The organism is ANME-2 cluster archaeon (assembly GCA_014237145.1).
Classification (GTDB): Archaea; Halobacteriota; Methanosarcinia; order Methanosarcinales; family Methanocomedenaceae; genus Methanocomedens_A.
Map to the genome: position 1 here is coordinate 24,712 of JAAXOC010000073.1, position 17,772 is coordinate 42,483.

20 protein-coding genes and 1 tRNA gene are annotated in these 17,772 nt (G+C 43.8%); 2 read left to right on the forward strand and 19 right to left on the reverse strand.

All coding sequences use genetic code 11. The annotated features are described in order from the left end of the window. Window positions 1-34 precede the first annotated feature (34 nt). Window positions 35-361, reverse strand: a complete 327-nt coding sequence (locus HF974_09340; GenBank protein MBC2698511.1) for a hypothetical protein — start codon at window positions 359-361, stop codon at window positions 35-37. A gap of 562 nt (window positions 362-923) precedes the next feature. Then, window positions 924-1,067, reverse strand: coding sequence for a hypothetical protein (locus HF974_09345; GenBank protein MBC2698512.1), 144 nt, complete (start codon window positions 1,065-1,067; stop codon window positions 924-926). Window positions 1,068-1,107: 40 nt separating this feature from the next. Here HF974_09345 and HF974_09350 point away from each other — a divergent pair, with 40 nt between their 5' ends. After that, window positions 1,108-2,577 (forward strand): aldehyde dehydrogenase family protein, encoded by a 1,470-nt coding sequence (locus HF974_09350; protein MBC2698513.1) that lies wholly within the window; start codon window positions 1,108-1,110, stop codon window positions 2,575-2,577. A 227-nt stretch (window positions 2,578-2,804) separates the two neighbouring features. Here the strand turns inward: HF974_09350 and HF974_09355 are convergent, their stop codons facing one another. The 17 genes from HF974_09355 to HF974_09435 all read right to left on the reverse strand — a co-directional run bounded on the left by HF974_09355 (window position 2,805) and on the right by HF974_09435 (window position 16,038). Continuing rightward, window positions 2,805-3,221, reverse strand: a complete 417-nt coding sequence (locus HF974_09355; protein ID MBC2698514.1) for a formylmethanofuran dehydrogenase — start codon at window positions 3,219-3,221, stop codon at window positions 2,805-2,807. Window positions 3,222-3,226: 5 nt separating this feature from the next. Then, the gene (locus HF974_09360; GenBank protein MBC2698515.1) at window positions 3,227-3,517 is read right to left on the reverse strand and encodes a hypothetical protein; all 291 of its coding nucleotides are present in this window, start codon (window positions 3,515-3,517) and stop codon (window positions 3,227-3,229) included. A gap of 182 nt (window positions 3,518-3,699) precedes the next feature. Further along, a complete protein-coding gene (locus tag HF974_09365) occupies window positions 3,700-5,100 on the reverse strand; it encodes a sarcinarray family MAST domain-containing protein (protein ID MBC2698516.1) in 1,401 nt (466 codons plus the stop codon). A gap of 267 nt (window positions 5,101-5,367) precedes the next feature. Continuing rightward, window positions 5,368-5,769, reverse strand: coding sequence for a formylmethanofuran dehydrogenase (locus HF974_09370; GenBank protein ID MBC2698517.1), 402 nt, complete (start codon window positions 5,767-5,769; stop codon window positions 5,368-5,370). A 5-nt stretch (window positions 5,770-5,774) separates the two neighbouring features. Beyond that, window positions 5,775-7,025, reverse strand: a complete 1,251-nt coding sequence (locus HF974_09375) for a formylmethanofuran dehydrogenase subunit B (protein MBC2698518.1) — start codon at window positions 7,023-7,025, stop codon at window positions 5,775-5,777. An 11-nt stretch (window positions 7,026-7,036) separates the two neighbouring features. Further along, window positions 7,037-7,498, reverse strand: coding sequence for a 4Fe-4S binding protein (locus HF974_09380; GenBank protein ID MBC2698519.1), 462 nt, complete (start codon window positions 7,496-7,498; stop codon window positions 7,037-7,039). 437 nt (window positions 7,499-7,935) lie between these two features. Continuing rightward, entirely contained in the window at window positions 7,936-8,874 is a 939-nt protein-coding gene (gene mtrH / locus HF974_09385) for a tetrahydromethanopterin S-methyltransferase subunit H (GenBank protein MBC2698520.1), read from the reverse strand. Between the two features lie 11 nt (window positions 8,875-8,885). After that, entirely contained in the window at window positions 8,886-9,146 is a 261-nt protein-coding gene (gene mtrG / locus HF974_09390) for a tetrahydromethanopterin S-methyltransferase subunit G (GenBank protein MBC2698521.1), read from the reverse strand. Window position 9,147: 1 nt separating this feature from the next. Then, complete coding sequence (locus HF974_09395; protein ID MBC2698522.1) at window positions 9,148-9,495, reverse strand: tetrahydromethanopterin S-methyltransferase subunit F; 348 nt, start codon at window positions 9,493-9,495, stop codon at window positions 9,148-9,150. 2 nt (window positions 9,496-9,497) lie between these two features. Beyond that, window positions 9,498-10,226 (reverse strand): tetrahydromethanopterin S-methyltransferase subunit A, encoded by a 729-nt coding sequence (locus tag HF974_09400; GenBank protein MBC2698523.1) that lies wholly within the window; start codon window positions 10,224-10,226, stop codon window positions 9,498-9,500. Between the two features lies 1 nt (window position 10,227). Beyond that, complete coding sequence (locus HF974_09405; GenBank protein MBC2698524.1) at window positions 10,228-10,542, reverse strand: tetrahydromethanopterin S-methyltransferase subunit B; 315 nt, start codon at window positions 10,540-10,542, stop codon at window positions 10,228-10,230. After that, window positions 10,539-11,393 carry a tetrahydromethanopterin S-methyltransferase subunit C gene (locus tag HF974_09410; GenBank protein MBC2698525.1) on the reverse strand — a complete coding sequence of 285 codons (855 nt, stop codon included), beginning with the start codon at window positions 11,391-11,393 and terminating at the stop codon, window positions 10,539-10,541. Before HF974_09410 ends, HF974_09405 begins: the two co-directional genes overlap by 4 nt. Continuing rightward, window positions 11,393-12,151 (reverse strand): tetrahydromethanopterin S-methyltransferase subunit D, encoded by a 759-nt coding sequence (locus HF974_09415; protein ID MBC2698526.1) that lies wholly within the window; start codon window positions 12,149-12,151, stop codon window positions 11,393-11,395. The genes HF974_09410 and HF974_09415 overlap by 1 nt, the downstream gene beginning before the upstream one ends. Further along, window positions 12,148-13,053: a tetrahydromethanopterin S-methyltransferase subunit E gene (locus tag HF974_09420; GenBank protein ID MBC2698527.1), complete on the reverse strand. Its 906-nt coding sequence runs from the start codon at window positions 13,051-13,053 to the stop codon at window positions 12,148-12,150. The genes HF974_09415 and HF974_09420 overlap by 4 nt, the downstream gene beginning before the upstream one ends. A 293-nt stretch (window positions 13,054-13,346) precedes the next feature. Further along, on the reverse strand, window positions 13,347-14,579 hold the full coding sequence (locus HF974_09425) for an adenosylhomocysteinase (protein ID MBC2698528.1): 1,233 nt from the start codon (window positions 14,577-14,579) through the stop codon (window positions 13,347-13,349). Between the two features lie 25 nt (window positions 14,580-14,604). Next, window positions 14,605-15,897 carry an amidohydrolase family protein gene (locus tag HF974_09430; GenBank protein ID MBC2698529.1) on the reverse strand — a complete coding sequence of 431 codons (1,293 nt, stop codon included), beginning with the start codon at window positions 15,895-15,897 and terminating at the stop codon, window positions 14,605-14,607. 69 nt (window positions 15,898-15,966) lie between these two features. Beyond that, window positions 15,967-16,038: transfer RNA gene (locus tag HF974_09435), tRNA-Gly, on the reverse strand. 166 nt (window positions 16,039-16,204) lie between these two features. On the opposite strand from HF974_09435, the gene HF974_09440 reads away from it, so the two are divergent. Then, window positions 16,205-17,281: an MFS transporter gene (locus HF974_09440; protein ID MBC2698530.1), complete on the forward strand. Its 1,077-nt coding sequence runs from the start codon at window positions 16,205-16,207 to the stop codon at window positions 17,279-17,281. The last annotated feature ends 491 nt before the right edge of the window (window positions 17,282-17,772 follow it).

Genomic DNA, 17,772 nt, shown 5'->3' on the forward strand with positions numbered 1-17,772 from the left:
CCAGTATACAGACGTATTGTGGAAAACTTTAAAATCATATTCCTTTGACTGTATCAATTCCATCAATACAACAAACATCGTTAATGAACTCTTTAGATGACATAAATTTCACATGCTCTTTTATTTTCATTTCCGTCAATCTTCTATTTGCTGTAACAAAATATTCTGCTTCACCAGCAAAGTAACTGCAAATATGGGGTAGGTCATCAATGTCTGCTATAAAATACTTCCAATCATCAATAAAAACGTTCCACTCGAAATCATTGACCATTTCGGATGATGGTATGGACATCATGTAAAGTCTAACAAGAGAGGTAAAGTCTTTGCCCTTGGTGTATTTTAAACCATGATAGTACTTCATCGATCGGATAATCGCTCAGAACCACCTTGAGCTTCCCCTTTTTGATTTCCTGCAATATCAACTGGCTGTTGCTATTGGGCTGAAGGATGCCAGTGATAAAAATATTTGTATCAAAATACGCGGTGAGCATATCCTTCCCATAGCTTTTTTCTTATATCCTTTATTTCAGTCAAAAGTTTATCAACATCTTTATTGGTCGATGGCAAAGCTGCGCTACCTTTTTTTTCAAAATCATTTAAAATAACTTCATTAACGGCTTTCTTTACAGCATACGTTATAAATTCACTTTTGCTTTTGAACTCGCCTGCCTTTATAAAACGATTTATTAAGGCAGATTCCTTCGCCGGGAGCCTGACAACGAGACTGTCGGAAAAGTACCTAAAAAGCGCTTAAATTGAAACTTTCAAAATTATTATTCCAACTAAATCATCATGCAGCGCCATGTCGAGTTTAGACCGTAAAGCTGAAATATTGAAAAACAAGGCTTTTCCGACAATCTCACAACATCAACATTTGTGTTTATAATATAATGTAATTATGATTCATAGTATTTTAGTATTGTTTATTGGAGCACCTGCACCAGTTCCAGGACCAGCTGCTCTATATCAGCCATGGCCCGCCTGTATGATGACAGTCCCGGATACGGATGATGGGGGCATGGTGCTGCACTGTGTGCCCCGACAACAGTACCGCAGACAGCAAACACTTAATACCTATAATTTACAATTTTCTTTAGGGGAATTACAATGAAAGAGTATAAATTATTCATCAACGGAGAGTGGACAGACTCATCAACCAGCGAAACTTTTGATGATATCAATCCTGCAACCCTTGAGAAACTGGCAAAGCTGCAGATAGCATCTGAAGACGACGTGGACCGGGCAGTGAAAGCCGCATGGAACGCATTTGGAACATGGAGCGAAACCCCTCCGCCCAGCCGTGCACTCTTGCTATTCAGGGCCGCTCGTATGCTGGAAGAGAGAAAGGAAGACCTTGCGGCCCTTATGACAAAGGAGATGGGCAAGGTCCTGGCAGAGACACGGGGGGACGTTCAGGAAGCTATCGATATCACCCTGTACGCTGCCGGGGAAGGGCGGCGGATGTTCGGTGAGACCACCACCTCGGAGTTGAAGGACAAGTTCTGCATGACTGTGCTGCGTCCAATCGGAGTGATTGGTATGATCACTCCCTGGAACTTCCCAATGGCCATTCCTGCCTGGAAGATAATGCCTGCACTGGTGGCAGGGAACACCATTGTAATGAAACCCGCAAGCGATACACCGCTATTAACAATCAAGCTGGTGGAGATACTTATGGAAGCCGGACTGCCGCCCGGTGTGATAAACCTGGTGTTCGGGCCCGGGGGCACGGTAGGCCATGCGGTAGTCCATCATTCCGATATCAGGGCCATCTCATTTACAGGTAGCCTGGAAACAGGAAAATGGATAATGGGTGAATGTGCCAGGGACATGAAACGGGTATCACTGGAACTGGGCGGCAAGAACCCTATCATCATCATGGATGATGCAGATATCGACCTTGCCGTGGACGGTGTGGTCTGGGGTGCTTTTGGTACGACAGGACAGCGCTGCACTGCTGCCAGCAGGGTCATTGTACATGAAAAGGTGAAGGACGAGTTCACACAAAAACTCCTTGCCAAGACCAGATCCCTAAAACTGGGTGACGGGCTAAAACCTGATACCGATATCGGTCCGGTCATCAACCGATCCCAATTGGAAAAGATAGAAAAATATACTGTTATCGGGAAGAACGAAGGGGCAAAACTGTTAACTGGCGGCAACCTGGCAGATCCGGAACTTCCCGGACATTTCTTTGAACCCACAATATTCACTGAAGTGGACCAGGACATGTGTATAGCGCAGGAAGAAATATTCGGTCCGGTCGTGGCCTTGATTTCGGTATCCGGACTTAGTGAAGCCATTGAGGTAACAAATAACACTATTTATGGCCTGTCTTCATCTATATATACCAGGGATATTTCAAATGCATTCAAGGCAATCGAAAAGATCGAGGCAGGGATAACTTACATTAACTCATCAACCATCGGTGCAGAGGTACACCTGCCGTTTGGTGGAGTTAAGGGCACAGGCAACGGATTCAGGGAAGCAGGAACTGATGCTGTAAGGGAATTTACTGAAGTTAAGGCCGTGTATTTTGATTACAGCGGCAGGCTCCAGAAGGCACAGATCGAATAAGATATACAATCAGTACTGCATAATAAATTATAATCGGTGTATTTACTCAAAAATACATCAAAATAAACGACATATTCACATATCCAGCATCTCAAGCAGCTTGCTTACATTGTGGTTTGGTTCCCCATATCTCATACTCCTTAAGTTTCCACTATTTGCGGATGGACTTACATATACTTACTGCTATCGCCAAAATCTTCGAAACTACACACTGAACTCTTCACACATCAAAAACATCCATGCCGGAATAAAAGAAGTTCCAGAATACCGGTCATTCTATCTTTCGATATTGTGATCTTTGCCTCAATATCCTTAAATGCCGGTATTCCGTCGGGCGTTTCATCTGAAACCAATGCATTTACCCACGGCCCATTAACCATAAACCCCAGACCTTTTTGTTCTTCCCTGGGTGATGCCATGGCCCTGACAACCACACTGCCCCATTTTGATGTGAGCCTGACGTTTGCCCCGTCCAGGATACCCATATGCTTCATTTCGGCAGTGTCCAGCACTATCAAGGCAGACAGCTCCAGGCATTCATCACTAAAGCGGTCCTCTTCATATATACTGGCCTGGAACACATCCCTGCGGGTTATGATCTTGACATCATATTCCGGGGCCTTGATGAACTTACTAACATCCAGCGCCATCAGCTCACCTCATCTATGATACGTCTTATTATCATTTCATCAGATAATCCATCTCCCTGGATAAGGGGGGAAATGTCCATTTTCTTGCCGTCTAACCTGGTGGCAGTTCCACCCACTTCTATACCAGAGACCCCACATGGAATTGTCACATCCGCTACCCTGGTGGTCAGGTTTGAACATGGGTCCACCAGTATTAACGGAATATCCTTCAACCGCCTGGAAATGGATAAGGGTAAGCTTGCCAGTGGGTCAGAACCAACAACCATTACGGCATCGGCGCCGTGCTTCAACTGCTCTAATACGGAATATTCAACACCGGATACCGGACCATTTTTTGTGAACCATATAATTCAGGCTTTGCAGATACAAGCATAACCAACGTCATCACAAGAAAAAGCACAAAAATTGATATTGTTAATGTTTTCATATTCGCATTCGCATCAGCAAAAAAAAAGGCATCCGTAGGGATGCCTTACGGTGCCGCCTCTTTTCCCACCAGATATTTTGCTAGATAGAGCGCATCTGCAGAAGTTATCCTTCCATCACCTTCGGCAGGTGACATATCACTTACAAGCAATGAGGGGCTGGGTTCTTTACCTACCAGGTACTTTGCTATGTATAGTGCATCTGCAGAATTCAGGTCTTTGTCCCGGACAACATCGCCTCGCAAAAGTACAGTCAGTTCGATCACCGAAGTGTTTGTATTATTGGCCCCATCTGTTGCAGTAACAACCAGTTCATGAGTCAGGTTAATACCATTTTTAGCAGTTGTCGCTACTGTCCAGACATCTGTGCCAGTTATTCTCTCCATGACCTGGTCATCTGAACCTCCGATTCCAGAGAGATCAATAGTGACCTTAACCACACCAGAAGTGCCATTGAGTACAGTTGCATTCAATACTGTGACATTCGTGCCTGGTGTTCTGGGTCTGCCGTTGTCATTCAGGATTACATCCGGGGTGGCAATTGCATCTGTTATCACCGGTGGTTCATTGTAAATTATACTGAATGTTCCATTGGTTACACTGTGCCCGATACTACTATAGCTGGTATAATCGTACAATCTAGATATGATAGATAGTGGTGTTGAATCCGGGTATTTTCCTACGGCTTGGAAGGTAACAATAGCCAAAACCACATCACCATTGTGAGATTCAGATACATCCCATGCTGTTATTTCCACTAAGCCTGCTGTGTTATCTATATTCGAAGTCTGCATAGTAAGAGCATTTCCATCTCCTGAGGTTACATCAATTGCATGAACTACTGATGAGTTGTATGTAACAATGATATCACCTGAACCCAGTCCAGTTACATTATTAACCGTTATTGATGTAAAGGCATAGCTGTTTGGCACTGCTATGGCATCATCAATTAGTATGGTGGGGGCGGGGACTGAGTAGTGTTCATCATGAACCATGATGTTGGCTACTGTAAATTTTATTGGATATCCTTCATTCTCATCTCGATCATAGAAAGTAAATGCAATATTTAAAGGAATAGTCCATCCTGCGGCTATATCTGTTGGCCGAACAATCCATTCGAAAGTGACTGTTTCACCTGCGGTATGGCCAAATTCCCTGGCAGTCTCAGTAAATTCACTTGATCCTTCAATTACTTCAAATGGTTGGTCTACATTTTCAAAGCTAAAACCTGAAGCTGAAAGGGCTGTTGAAACATCAAAATTTTTTTTTAATTGTATTACTGCTTTAATTGTGGCTGGCTCGCCCACTTTTAATTCGGCATCAAGTACTGTGGTGACTTCTCCATTTTGATATACTTCATATTCAACCAGATTATTTTCTCCAGCACTAACATTACAAGTTAAATAACTCATCACAGATAATAACATTATTATTCTAACGAATTTCATATTTTCAATCCTTCCTTTATTGTTTCGATGAGATTGTCGTTTCAGTCCATCATTTTTACGTACTAAAGCTTGATTCACTACATATGTCCGTATTTACAAAAACATTTTACTGATTTTTGCACTATTCAATCAATTTCAGAGAATATTTCATTATTTATTGGCAGAAACTTAAGTATTTCGCTAACTACATAAATAAGCATTACATATTCAGAATTTATTAAAAAGTCTGGAGTAAGTGGGAATTTATCTTGTATCCATAATTGCGTATCATAATAAAAGAAGCTCCTGAATACAGGTTATTCCATCTTTAGATATTGTGATCTTTACCTCAATATCCTTAAATGCCGGTATCCCACCAGGCGTTTCATCTGAAACCAATGCATTTACCCACGGCCCATTAACCATAAATCCCAGACCTTTTTGTTCTTCCCTGGCTGATGCCATGGCCCTGACAACTACACTGCCCCATTTTGATGTGAGCCTGGCGTTTGCCCCGTCTTTGATACCCATACGCTTCATTTCGTCAGCGTCCAGCACTATCAAAGCAGACAGTTCCATGCATTCATCACTAAAGCGGTCCTCTTCACATACACTGGCCTGGAACACGTCCCTGCGGGTTATAATCTTGATATCGTATTCCGGGGCTTTGATAAACTTACTAACATCCAGCGCCATCAGCTCACCTCCTCCATGATACGTCTTATTATCATTTCATCAGACAATCCATCTCCCTGGATAAGGGGGGAAATGTCCATTTTTTTGCCGTCCAACCTGGTGGCAGTTCCACCCACTTCTATACCAGAGAACCCACATGGAATTGTCACATCCGCTACCCTGGTGGTCAGGTTTGAACATGGGTCCACCAGTATTAACGGAATATCCTTCAACCGCCTGGAAATGGATAAGGGTAAGCTTACCAGTGGGTCAGAACCAACAACCATTACGGCATCGGCGCCGTGCTTCAACTGCTCTAATACGGAATATTCAACACTGGATACCGGACCATTTTTTGTGAATCCGACCCTGTGAATATATCCTGTTTCCTCATGCAGATTGTGATTAAAACCCCGCATATTAAAATGACCTGCCATCGGGATAAGGAAAAAGTTTGAGAACCGGTTCAATGTGCTCATAAATTCTGAAATGAGGTCAAATTCTTCTTTAATGGAATAAACCAGCCCCAATCCAGCAAAAATTACCCCGAATTCTGCTTTTTTTAATACAGCTGCCAGTTCCAGGATGCGTTTAACATCAAAATCAAAGGATAACTTAGGTACACGACCGGCCAACCCATCCATCAATGCCCGCATGAACTCAGCATCACCACCGGGCGGAATGCTGAAGAACATACCTTTACATATCTTTGCGGTCCTGGACTGCGTAACATCAATGCAGATGGCTGTCCTGTCTTCTTCATATCCCCGCTGCCTCAACTCGCCTCTTGGAAAATATGAATACCTGGAAAGGTGACGGGGATGAGAACTCATGGGGTCAGCACCCCAGTAGATTACAACATCTGCCTTTTCCCTAACATCTTCCAGGGTGCAGGAAGGGACGCTGCCGTTTATTATCTCGTTAATAGTGATACCCTGGCAGAAGGATGAAGTGGAATCTATGCAGGCACCCAGGGTCTGTGCCAGTTCTATACCTGCAACCTGGGCCTCTGAAGTGGAATTACTCCAGCCGTAAAGCAACGGATTCTTGGCCTTTTCAAGTATCTCCACCGCCTGGCTAATAGCATTATTTACATCAACTTCCTCTTGATCCACTGTGGACGTGGCAGCATGTTTACACCCATATACCCTGGCTTTGCCCTTAAGGCAGGCATGTTCCACCTTCTCTACCCTGTTATCTTCGATATATACCAGAATATCTTCACATAACAAGGCGCATCCGGTGCAGGTCCATGTAATTGGTTCAGTCATTCCCATCTACCTCATACGAACTCAATAGCCTCGGTTGGGCATGGGTCTATGCATGCCCTGCATAGTATCCTGTCCTTACCAAAACGCCTGCATTCCTCTATATTGGCAGCTTTTACCTTTCCGTTTTCGACTCTGAAAATGACCTTTCCATTTGTCGGACCAAAGCCCTTGCCGGAACCGTACGGGTCATTGGCAACATTTACAGGGCAAGCGACTACACAGTTACCGCAGCCTGAGCAGAGTTCTTCATGTATAATGAGCCCGGTCTCCTCCGCACCTTCCATAGGTTTTAATATATTTTCCAGTTTCTGCCTTGAATCGATGTATTTTTCCTCTTCCATTAGCGGCGGGCATTCGGTGTACTGTTTGGTGCGTGAAAGTAATGCTACGGCAAATGCCATACAGGTGGATTCATTACATTTCTTGCAGTTGGTTTTTGGCAGTAATTGATATATTTCCATTGCGCTTGTCATATTATAACCACGTAGTAGGGAAGTAACGAACCTTGCATAGCTGTCAATTGAATACAATTGTAGTATCCACTTCAAAAAGCATTGTATTTTGACAGGATTTACAGGATTTACAGGATGTTGACGTTGCGATATATCCTGTCGATCCTGTTGATCCTGTCTGATAATTTTTAAATTACCCTTAAATTTGAAGTGGATACCAATTATAGATAGTTCGGAACATAAATAAAAACTTCCTGTGACCTGGAAAGTTGATGTTAAGAAAATGCTCACTTGGTTCGTATTTTCTATAGCTTGCAGGAAAGTATATACTTTCCTATACGTTAAAAAAGCAGCAGAAGTAAAAAAATAAAAACAAGAAACTGTTCACTTACGCTCGCAGTTACTTGAGTACACAATCTTATAGATTATACACAAAAAGAAAAAACAAACTGATGTTTTCACACCAGTTTATTGATCGGATGGTTCGGATCCATTATTTCCATGCCAAGATCTTTTGCAGTCTCAGCCAGCATTATGTCTACTAATGCGACAGCCGGGAACACTGCATTGACATTCTCAATAGGACCATACAACAGACAATCCGCACCCAGGACCTGGTTAACCAGGTTTGTTCCGATATCTGTGGGCATATAGGCTTCCTTATGTTCTTTCTTGAATTTTTTAAGCCAGTCCCATGCAGATGCCATGTTGTGGAAACCGCCGCCAGTAGGCAGACCAAGATGTCCTTTCACTGCCATAACAGATCGTACGGTAGCACCGGCACCCGAACCAGGTGGCATAGCAGCCACATCAATGATCGGACGCGTGATACCGCATTCCTTTGCTATTTCCAGCATACCTTTAGCCTGGCCTGAACCGCCAATTTCAAGGATATCCATCTTACCTTTTACTGTTGGGTCAGTAGCATTGAATGCCAGTACAATAGCAGCATCCAGATCGCTTTCTGTCACAGCCGCGATCTCTTGTTCCTCAACACTGGCATTGATAGAGTTATGTATAGCTCTATCTGCAACACCAATCTCAGTACAATACTTAGCTGCTGCTGCTCTCACATCACCTGCTGATGAATCTATTAAAAATGCAGTTTTATCATCGATCTCTATGAACCAGTCAATGAACTTTACAATAGCTTCAGGAGTCTCACCTACGATCTGGTTGATATAGGGAACACCTGTCTGGTCTCCCATTTCCTGCTGCGTATGCCATAGGTTATCTGCTGCATTCTTATCAAAGATACCCTTATCTTCATCACTTACGATCTTATGCTTGCCATAGAACATGGTACTGATGAGAACAGTCGGATACTGTCCGGGCTGTCCGCCCATTTTGACACCGCCAAACTCAAAGACCTGCTGTTCTTTATCATATCTAAACATCTATTATCACCTCAAATTTGAAAAATACTCTTCATTATTATTAATAAATCTGTTTCATTCATGTTGATAGCTAATAGCAGATATATCACGACGATCATTAGTCCGATACAAAGGCCATATAGTGTACCAATATCCCTGCCCATCTTCGTTCCGATCTTTTGCTGCATCTCACTGTGAGTGAATTCAACTTTCTCCTCAACAAGATCCAGTTTCTTAAGAACTTCCTGGTAGTCAGACGGGTCTACAATAACTTCCGGAACTTTTTCAGTCATATTAGATCCCTCCTGCAAGAACAATAGGCAGTCCTATCATAATGACCGCAAATAGAAATCCGAGTATAACACCCTTAAAGCCACTTACGGTTACTCCAGAATCCAGTTTCTGGTTTCTGGCAATAAGCTGGCCTCTGTATTTCATATCTTCAAGAAGTTTTTCGAATATAGTTATCGCAGGCGGATTGACCACCATAGGTACACCCTGGTCATATACATAATCATCTACATGCACCTCTTCTTCCGTGGTTTCTTCAACTTTTTCTTCAGTTGCTGCTTCTGTGGTTTCTTCAACCTTTTCTTCAGCTACTGCTTCCGTAGTTTCTTCAACCTTTTCTTTATCAGCCATATCTATACACCTCCTCCGAGAATCAGCAGTCCCAATAATCCAAGAGATAGTACTATTCCGATCATGGCACCTTCGATCTTGCCTGAATACACACCGGATGCGAACTTATTCAGATTACCCATATCAGCGATCTGGGTCTGGATCAGTCGTGTCCTTGCCTGTATCATGGCAACTTCGGCAGCCATTGGTCTAATACCCTCGAATTCTTCGCCTTCTTCGTCTCCTTCGGTTAGCTCAACAACCATTGGCTCTACATCAAGAGCACCCGGGTCTTTACCTGCCAGTTCCTTGATCTTGGAAGTGATCTGGGCCTCATCTTCCGTACCTACCATATCAACAGCTTCTACCTGTTCCTGGAACCTGGCAATATTTTCCTCACTCAGGTTTTCTATATAAGGAATAGCTCCTACAGCACCAACGATCCTGTTCTCTTCAGTTCCGTTGGCATGTATTTTCATTATAGCATCACCGGTAAGGTGACCTTTGACCTCGGAACCTGTAACAAGTAAAAACCTGATATTAGGATTTGAAATGATATTGGCAACAAGCTTCTCGATCCCAATGTTCTCTGTCTTACACGGACCTGTAATACAAGCTCCTGCTGCAAGATGAGGTTCACCTGAAAGATGTGATCCGAGAGTGGCCACAGCAACCGGACTATTAGGGTCTCCAATTTCATATTCACCTTTTAGGACAGGCCATCCTTCAGCCGGTTCTTTTTTATCAGCCATTTCAGATCCCTCCTTGTAACTGCATCATTATTGTTACCATGAACATAAGGATACATCCTCCGATAAAACCGTAGAAAATATTTGTCCATACACCTGCTGTCCTGGCAGCGTTCTTACGACCAGGGAAACTGGTTAAAAATTCTTCATCAGGTCCAAGAGAATTCATCATATCATCTGCTATTTTATCCAGTTCATCCACCAGTGTATTGATCTCATCAAGAGAATATTCCAGTACATCATCGCGTTCTTCTGCCATGATACCTGACATTGGTTCTAAGACCAGGTGAATCTCAGGTGCAACTCTTATATGACTCATTGCAATTCCTCCTCTGTCGGAAGCAGACCTGTTCCAATGACCTTATGTGCATCTCTTTTCGTTAGATTAATAAACTTCGTAAAGTAAACAATCCATATGAGAAGACCAATTAAAATGGTCAACGCCGCCGGAATTACACCTATCACCATAAGTGAAGCAACTCCCGAGAGTGCCATAATTATTCCTCCTTTTTCAACACCGACATATAGCGTCCTGTCCTGTGATTCATCAGGACCAAGACAGGCATTGAAAGGATGCAGTATTATCATTGCACCGCCAATAAAGATCAGTGCGATAAAACCAGTCTGGACAACACTTGAAAGGATAGTAACATCAGTTCCTATATCACTTGTGAATATTAAGGTTCCTGAAATGGTTACGCATAGAGCTATCATCACAAGGCAGCCTGCACCTGCAATTTCAACCATGCATCTTTCCATGATCGGTATGTTCATATTCAATATCTTGTTTGCCATAGTACCCATGATCAGGCCAATAATAGCTGCTACAATAAATGCAATTATAGGTCCTAATACTACTGGTATATTGATTACATAACAAAGTGCTAATCCGAATATGGCAGCTACAATACCCATACCCAGAGCAACCATGCCAATGGACGGTACACCTGTACCAAGACCATAACTGCATACTCTGCGTACTGCATCAGCTCCCCATACTCCTGCTAATATTGCACCTATCCCGCCAAAGAACGAGAAATATGTAGTAGTAGTTATATCGTTCAATATACTGGCAAGATATATTCCGGCCAGTCCGCCTACTATTCCTAAAATAGCTACATTAGTTGCAGAGATACCTCCGCCTGCCGGTCCTCCTTCTACTGCTGACATTATATAAGACCTCCCATGATTGGAACAGCTATCGCAGCACACAATAGTGAAGCGATCAAACAACATATTATAGCTTTAGGTACTCTTTTAAATTTAGGGTCGTGGAACCCTTCGATAGTACCACCGATGTTATATGAGGCTACCACTGCATTCACATAGAATACACCTGCAGAAAATATACCAGCAAGAGCAACGATCTCAGGGTTAGGACCTAAACTAGTTTGAATTTGTTCAGGATATCCTGCATTCATCAATATGGCATAGATGAGCGATCCGCCCATTCCACCAAGTAGTCCGCCTATGACTCCGCTCACAAAGCTCACTGTAGGAATTCCATGACCTTCCGTACCTTTTGATACGTAGATATCCTGGATATCCCCGGTTATAGGGTCCTTATCAACCTTTGCAGATACAGGTGGAACGCCTACACAGTAGACATATACTAACTGACCTATAAACATAGTAACTGCGATCATGATCATAGCACCAACGGCACCGGAAACCATTACCTGAATAAGTTCAATGTTTGTAAGTCCATCATTACCTAAGAAACTGTACATGAATCCGGCACTGATAAGACCGGTTAGACCGGCACCTGCAGCTAACTGCACTGTACCTGTTCCGACACCTGTTGCCTGGGCCATAGCTGCCGGAGCGCCGCCCACAGGTATGAAATGAACACCCATTCCTATTAATATGCCTCCGATCGTAATAAGTACGATTGATATCGGATCAAAAAGGCCTATTAGATCGGTCATGCTGTTGCGCCTCCTTCTTCTTCGTCCTTGTATGGACCGTATGCATTTCTTCCGTCTACTTCAACAATCCTGTTTAAGAGTATTAATACCACAACGATTATTAATCCTGCAACGATCGCAAACCACTCGGCATTAGCGCCTGTGAATATTGTCGATCTCCAGTTATCGAGAAATACTGTAAGACCAAGTGCGAGTCCTGTAACAGGTCCTCCGAATTTTGCACATGCCCATACATTATCCATACCATTACGCAGACCTACTTCTCCTTTTCGAACAATGTTCCCTGAAAAAGAAGCATTTAAACCACAGCCAAATGGCTGGTTCTGGAATTCCCGCTCAGCACCGTAGTGAACATCACCTGTTGATGAGCCTATAGCACCGGCAGTCACACCCCAGAATAATGCCAAAAGCGGCAATGGGAAGGGGTGTCCCATAATAGTGTTCATAATATATGAAAAAGATATTATGCAGAATACTGCGACATATCCATGTGCCATGATGGCAGGAGTATGTCCTATTACCATGTCCATATAGACCGGTTGTTTAAACCGGCTCTGACTGGCTGTACGTCCCAAATGAGCTGTTACCGAGAACATACCAAGTAGTATTGCACCAACTAAGGAGCCGATTGCAAGAGCAAAAAAAACTGACATGCTTTCAAGCAATACAGCGGCTACTACAGCAGATGATGCACACCACAGACCATATGCAGGGGGCTCGCCTGAGATAGCTTTATTAAATATTCGATGAGGAAAGTCCATTTGAGCAGCTAACTGCACCTGGGAGTTCGGATTACTCTGTGAACCGACATCTGATTCCAGATCCTCGGCCGCACCACCAATGGTAGCAAGAGCTCCTGTCAACGCAACAATTCCCATATCGATAATTATTGGATCAGTCATCCTATTATTCATCCTCCTATACTTTTTATAATGATTACTGATGAAATTAAATTATTCATAACAAATAACTTAATTACACTAACAGTCATATCCTAAATCTAGCATTTTGACTAGTTTATAATGGATTACCAAAACCCCATATAAATGTTTCTAAATTTATATGTAGTGAATTAGTTAAGGGTATAGGATAGCATAAATTTAATCAATTTGCTTAAAAAGTAAAACGGATCTAATAGCAGATGTCATGTGGAATTGGAAAATACCACATGACATCTGCCAGGTTAATGGGTCGGTTATGTGCCGGTTTCCCACCCTTCCATATATTCGAACTGGTGTGGTTTTATCTTGTCGATACTTATCCCCAGAGCCTCAAGTTTCAAACCAGCCACCTTCATGTCAATATGTTGTGGCACAGGATGAACCCCGGGTGTAAGCTTGTGAGAAGCTATATGTTCCACGCACAGGGCCTGGTTGGCAAAGCTCATATCCATGACCTCGGCAGGGTGCCCGTCCCCGGCTGCAAGATTAACCAGCCTGCCGTCTGCCAGTACATTGATGCGACGCCCGTCTATGTTGTATTCCATGATGTTGTTACGTACTTTTTTAGTTGATGTTGCCATGGCCTTTAACTCATCGAGGTTGATCTCCACATTGAAATGACCTGCATTGGCAAGTATTGCCCCGTCTTTCATCACCTCGAAGTGTTCCCTGGTAAGTATATCCACATTACCTGTAGTGGTGACAAATATCTCACCGATTGCTGCTGCTTCGATCATTGGCATTACCCTGTAACCATCCATCCTGGCCTCCAGTGCGCGTATCGGATCGATCTCGGTCACAATGACATTAGCTCCCAGACCCACTGCCCGCATTGCCGTCCCCCGGCCACACCATCCATATCCTGCTATGACCACGTTCTTACCAGCGACCAGCAGGTTGGTGGTACGTATTATACCATCCCAGCTTGACTGGCCGGTACCATAGCGGTTATCGAACAGGAACTTGGTCAAGGCATCGTTTACGGCTATCACCGGTATCTTCAGTGCCCCATCCCGTTCCATGGACTTGAGCCTGTGCACACCAGTAGTGGTCTCTTCACATGCACCAAGGATATCCGGCATCATATCCTGTCTTTGTGTGTGAAGCTTAAAGATCAAGTCCCCGCCGTCATCTATGGTAATGTCGGGCTTGTGATCAAGTACCGCATCAATAGCAGTATAATATTCGTCATTGGAACAGGCATGGATAGCATAGCACTTGATATTATTCCTGGTATCCAGGGCCTGTGCCACATCATCCTGTGTGCTTAAAGGATTACAGCCGCAAATTGCCACTTGTGCACCCCCGGCTGCCAGGGTTTCCACCAGCACCGCGGTCTTTGCCTCAACGTGCAGCGCCATTCCCACAGTGTGGCCGGCAAGAGGCTGTCCTGTTCTGAATTCTTCCCTGACATGAGCCAAAACCGGCATATGGTTCCTTGCCCATTCAATCTTCATGTTACCTGATTCGATCATATCTTCTGTCATTCAATTAACTCCATAAATAGAAATATCAATTAGCCTTGGCTTTATCAGCAAGTCTCCTTGCCGCAATGGAAGCTTGCTCTATTACCTTTTCCTGGTCTATTGACAGGACTATACCATCTTCCATCAACACCTGTCCGTTTACGATGGTGGTCTTCACATCCGAACCCCTTGCAGCATATATTAGATGCGATATTGGTTCATGGACCGGGGTTAAGCCTGGTGTGTGCATATCTACCAATATAATATCTGCTGCCATACCCTGCCTTAATATCCCGGCAGGAATGCCCAGTGCCTTTGCACCATTGGACGTACCCATCTTCAATACCTCTCCTGCCGGCAAAGCAGACGGGTCCATTGCATTTACCTTATGCAGCAGGGCTGCAGTCTTCATCTCGCCGAACATGTCCAGGCTGTTATTGGAGGCACACCCGTCCGTACCCAGTGCAACATTTACGCCCCTGCTTAACAGTTCAGGTACCGGCGCGATCCCTGATGCCAGCTTCATATTGCTGATAGGGCAATGCACCGCATTGACATTCTTTTCTGCCATGATATCCATATCTCCTGCAGATAGCCATATACAATGGGCAGCAAGCACATCAGGTCCCAGGAACCCGATCTCATCCAGCATGTTCACGCTGCACATTCCATATTGGTCTTTCATCTGGTTCAGTTCGGCCTCGGTCTCCAGCACATGGATATGGATTCGGGCATAATCTTCAACTGCCTGCTCTTTGACCTTTGACAGGAACTCACGACTGCATGTATTGGGTGCGTGGGGGCCGTACATAGTAGTAATTCTACCATCGGCGGCATTGTTCCATTGTCTCACAAACCTGCTACCTTCCTGTAATTCGGTCCTGGCCTTAGCTTCATCAAACAGTTCTATCATACCATAGGATAAGGATGCACGTATGCCTGATTCTTCTACTGCCCTGGCCGCATGGTCCATGTGGAAATACATATCAGCAAATGCTGTGGTACCTGAGCGTATCATTTCCAGGCATGCCAGCATTGTTCCGGTATACACATCATCATCTGTAAGATGTGACTCTACCGGCCAGATATGTTTTTCCAGCCACTGTTGCAGAGGCATATCATCTGCATAGCCCCTGAATAGTGTCATTGCAGCATGGGTGTGGGCATTTACCAACCCCGGCATAACAGCACAGCCCTTTGCACTTATAATATGGTCCGCTTTTTGCGCTTCACGGCCCACATAGGCTATCCTGTCATCCTCCAGTAGGACATACCCCCCTTCAATCGGCGGGCCGTCCATAGTAATTACATAACCATCCTTGATGAGTATTCGAGACATATAATCCGTGTTACTGTTTCAATATTCTATAAGGTTTACCATAGATGATTTCAATAAAAAAAACACGTATGCGCCGATCGGGATTCGAACCCGAGTTCATGGCTTGGCAAGCCACGGTGATAACCACTACACTATCGGCGCACAGTGGAATCAGAGGAATCCACATACGAGAATATAGTATATAGGTTTTTGGTTTGCAAAATCACACAATTATATCTGCAAGGCAGGACAACTGATCGCAATACAGGACAACTGATGCACTTGGCTGCATATCTTGAAATATATCCCCTCCTATTTACACCCTGATATGAGGCTCAACTCAATCCAGTTTTTTACCAGTGCATCCATGATGATGTCCATAATGTTCATCCCCCTCCTGGCTGAGGAGATGGGTGCAACTTACACCCAGGTGGGCATTATAATGAGTGTGTACGGTGCATGCCTGTTCTTTTCATCCTACATCTTTAGCAAAGCAGCAGATGTATGGAACATTAAAAAACTACTGCTTTTTGGACTTGCATGCTCGGCCATAGCTTATTTCCTGCAGATATTCGCATACGATCCATTGGGCCTTGCACTGGTGCGTGGATTTCTGGGCATATGTGTGGGTATGTATCCGGCTGCCTTTATCATGCATGTCTACGGGCTAAAACGCAGCATTGGGAAATTCAGCTCATTTGGTGCCCTGGGCTGGGCGTTCGGGTTCTTCGGAGCAGGGTTGATAGGGGACTTTGACCTGATATTCCTTGTCAGTTCATTTATGGTGATATTGTCCCTCATCATCGCAATCCGTATGCCTGAGGTACAGTTAGATAAGATAAAAGTGAATTATTTTTCATTTTCCACAATTAAAAATAACTGGAGTATTTATCTTGCGTTCTTCATCAGGCATACAGGTGCAGTTGGATGCTGGACCATATTCCCGCTGTACATGGTCAGCCTGGGAGCAGATATGTTCTGGATAGGACTGCTATTTGCTGTAAATCCGTTAGTCCAGTTCTTAACAATGCGGCGGTTGGACGGCTGGAACATGGAACTTGTAGTAAAAGCTGGATACCTGTTGTCCATACTGGCATTTATCAGCCTGGTTCCTGCCACTATCTATTACCACATCATACCCAGTATGTTCCTGGTGGCCTTATCCTGGTCGTTCCTGTTTGTGGGTTCCACTGAGCTGCTTCTCATGCGCAATAAGGATAAGGCTACTTCGGCTGGATATATTAATTCGGTGATCGCCATGTCTATGATAACAGGGCCTTTGTTGGGGGGCATTCTCTCAGGCATGTTCGGGTTTACTGCAATGTTTATTGTCGCGGCAGGACTAAGCCTTGTCAGCCTGCTGATATCCCTTACCAGTCTAACTCACCGGCCTGTTCAGGATTGAAATGGGAATAAGATATATTATCATGCAGCATCGGATTTGTATTTGATTAGCTCATGCACAATTCTTGCCAGAGTAGTTGCTCCGGTTCTTCTAAATCATTTTTGCCCTGTAACCTCCAGTCAGCCAATAAAGATGCAATATGCTGATAATTCTTAACCTCATTCTCTTAAGGGAAAAAACCAATGATCCTTCCTAGTGTCGAGTCAACCTTTAACAATACCTTCGCCATATTCGTTGTGATACAATATATTTTTTGTTACATAGTCATTCCAACACTACCCAAAATCCAGTGATTCTTTTCCATTTAATAACCAAACTTATTTAATATATGTGTGCATACAGTATCTTATGGGCCGGAATAGGGCATATTATGTCGCCAAAAAAATAAGTTATGGTGATTTAGAAAAAACAATCAAAGGAAAAGAAAAGGAACTTCGAGTACTGAACAGGCTTTACTTCATACGTTTTCTTTATCAAGGATACGTCATAGA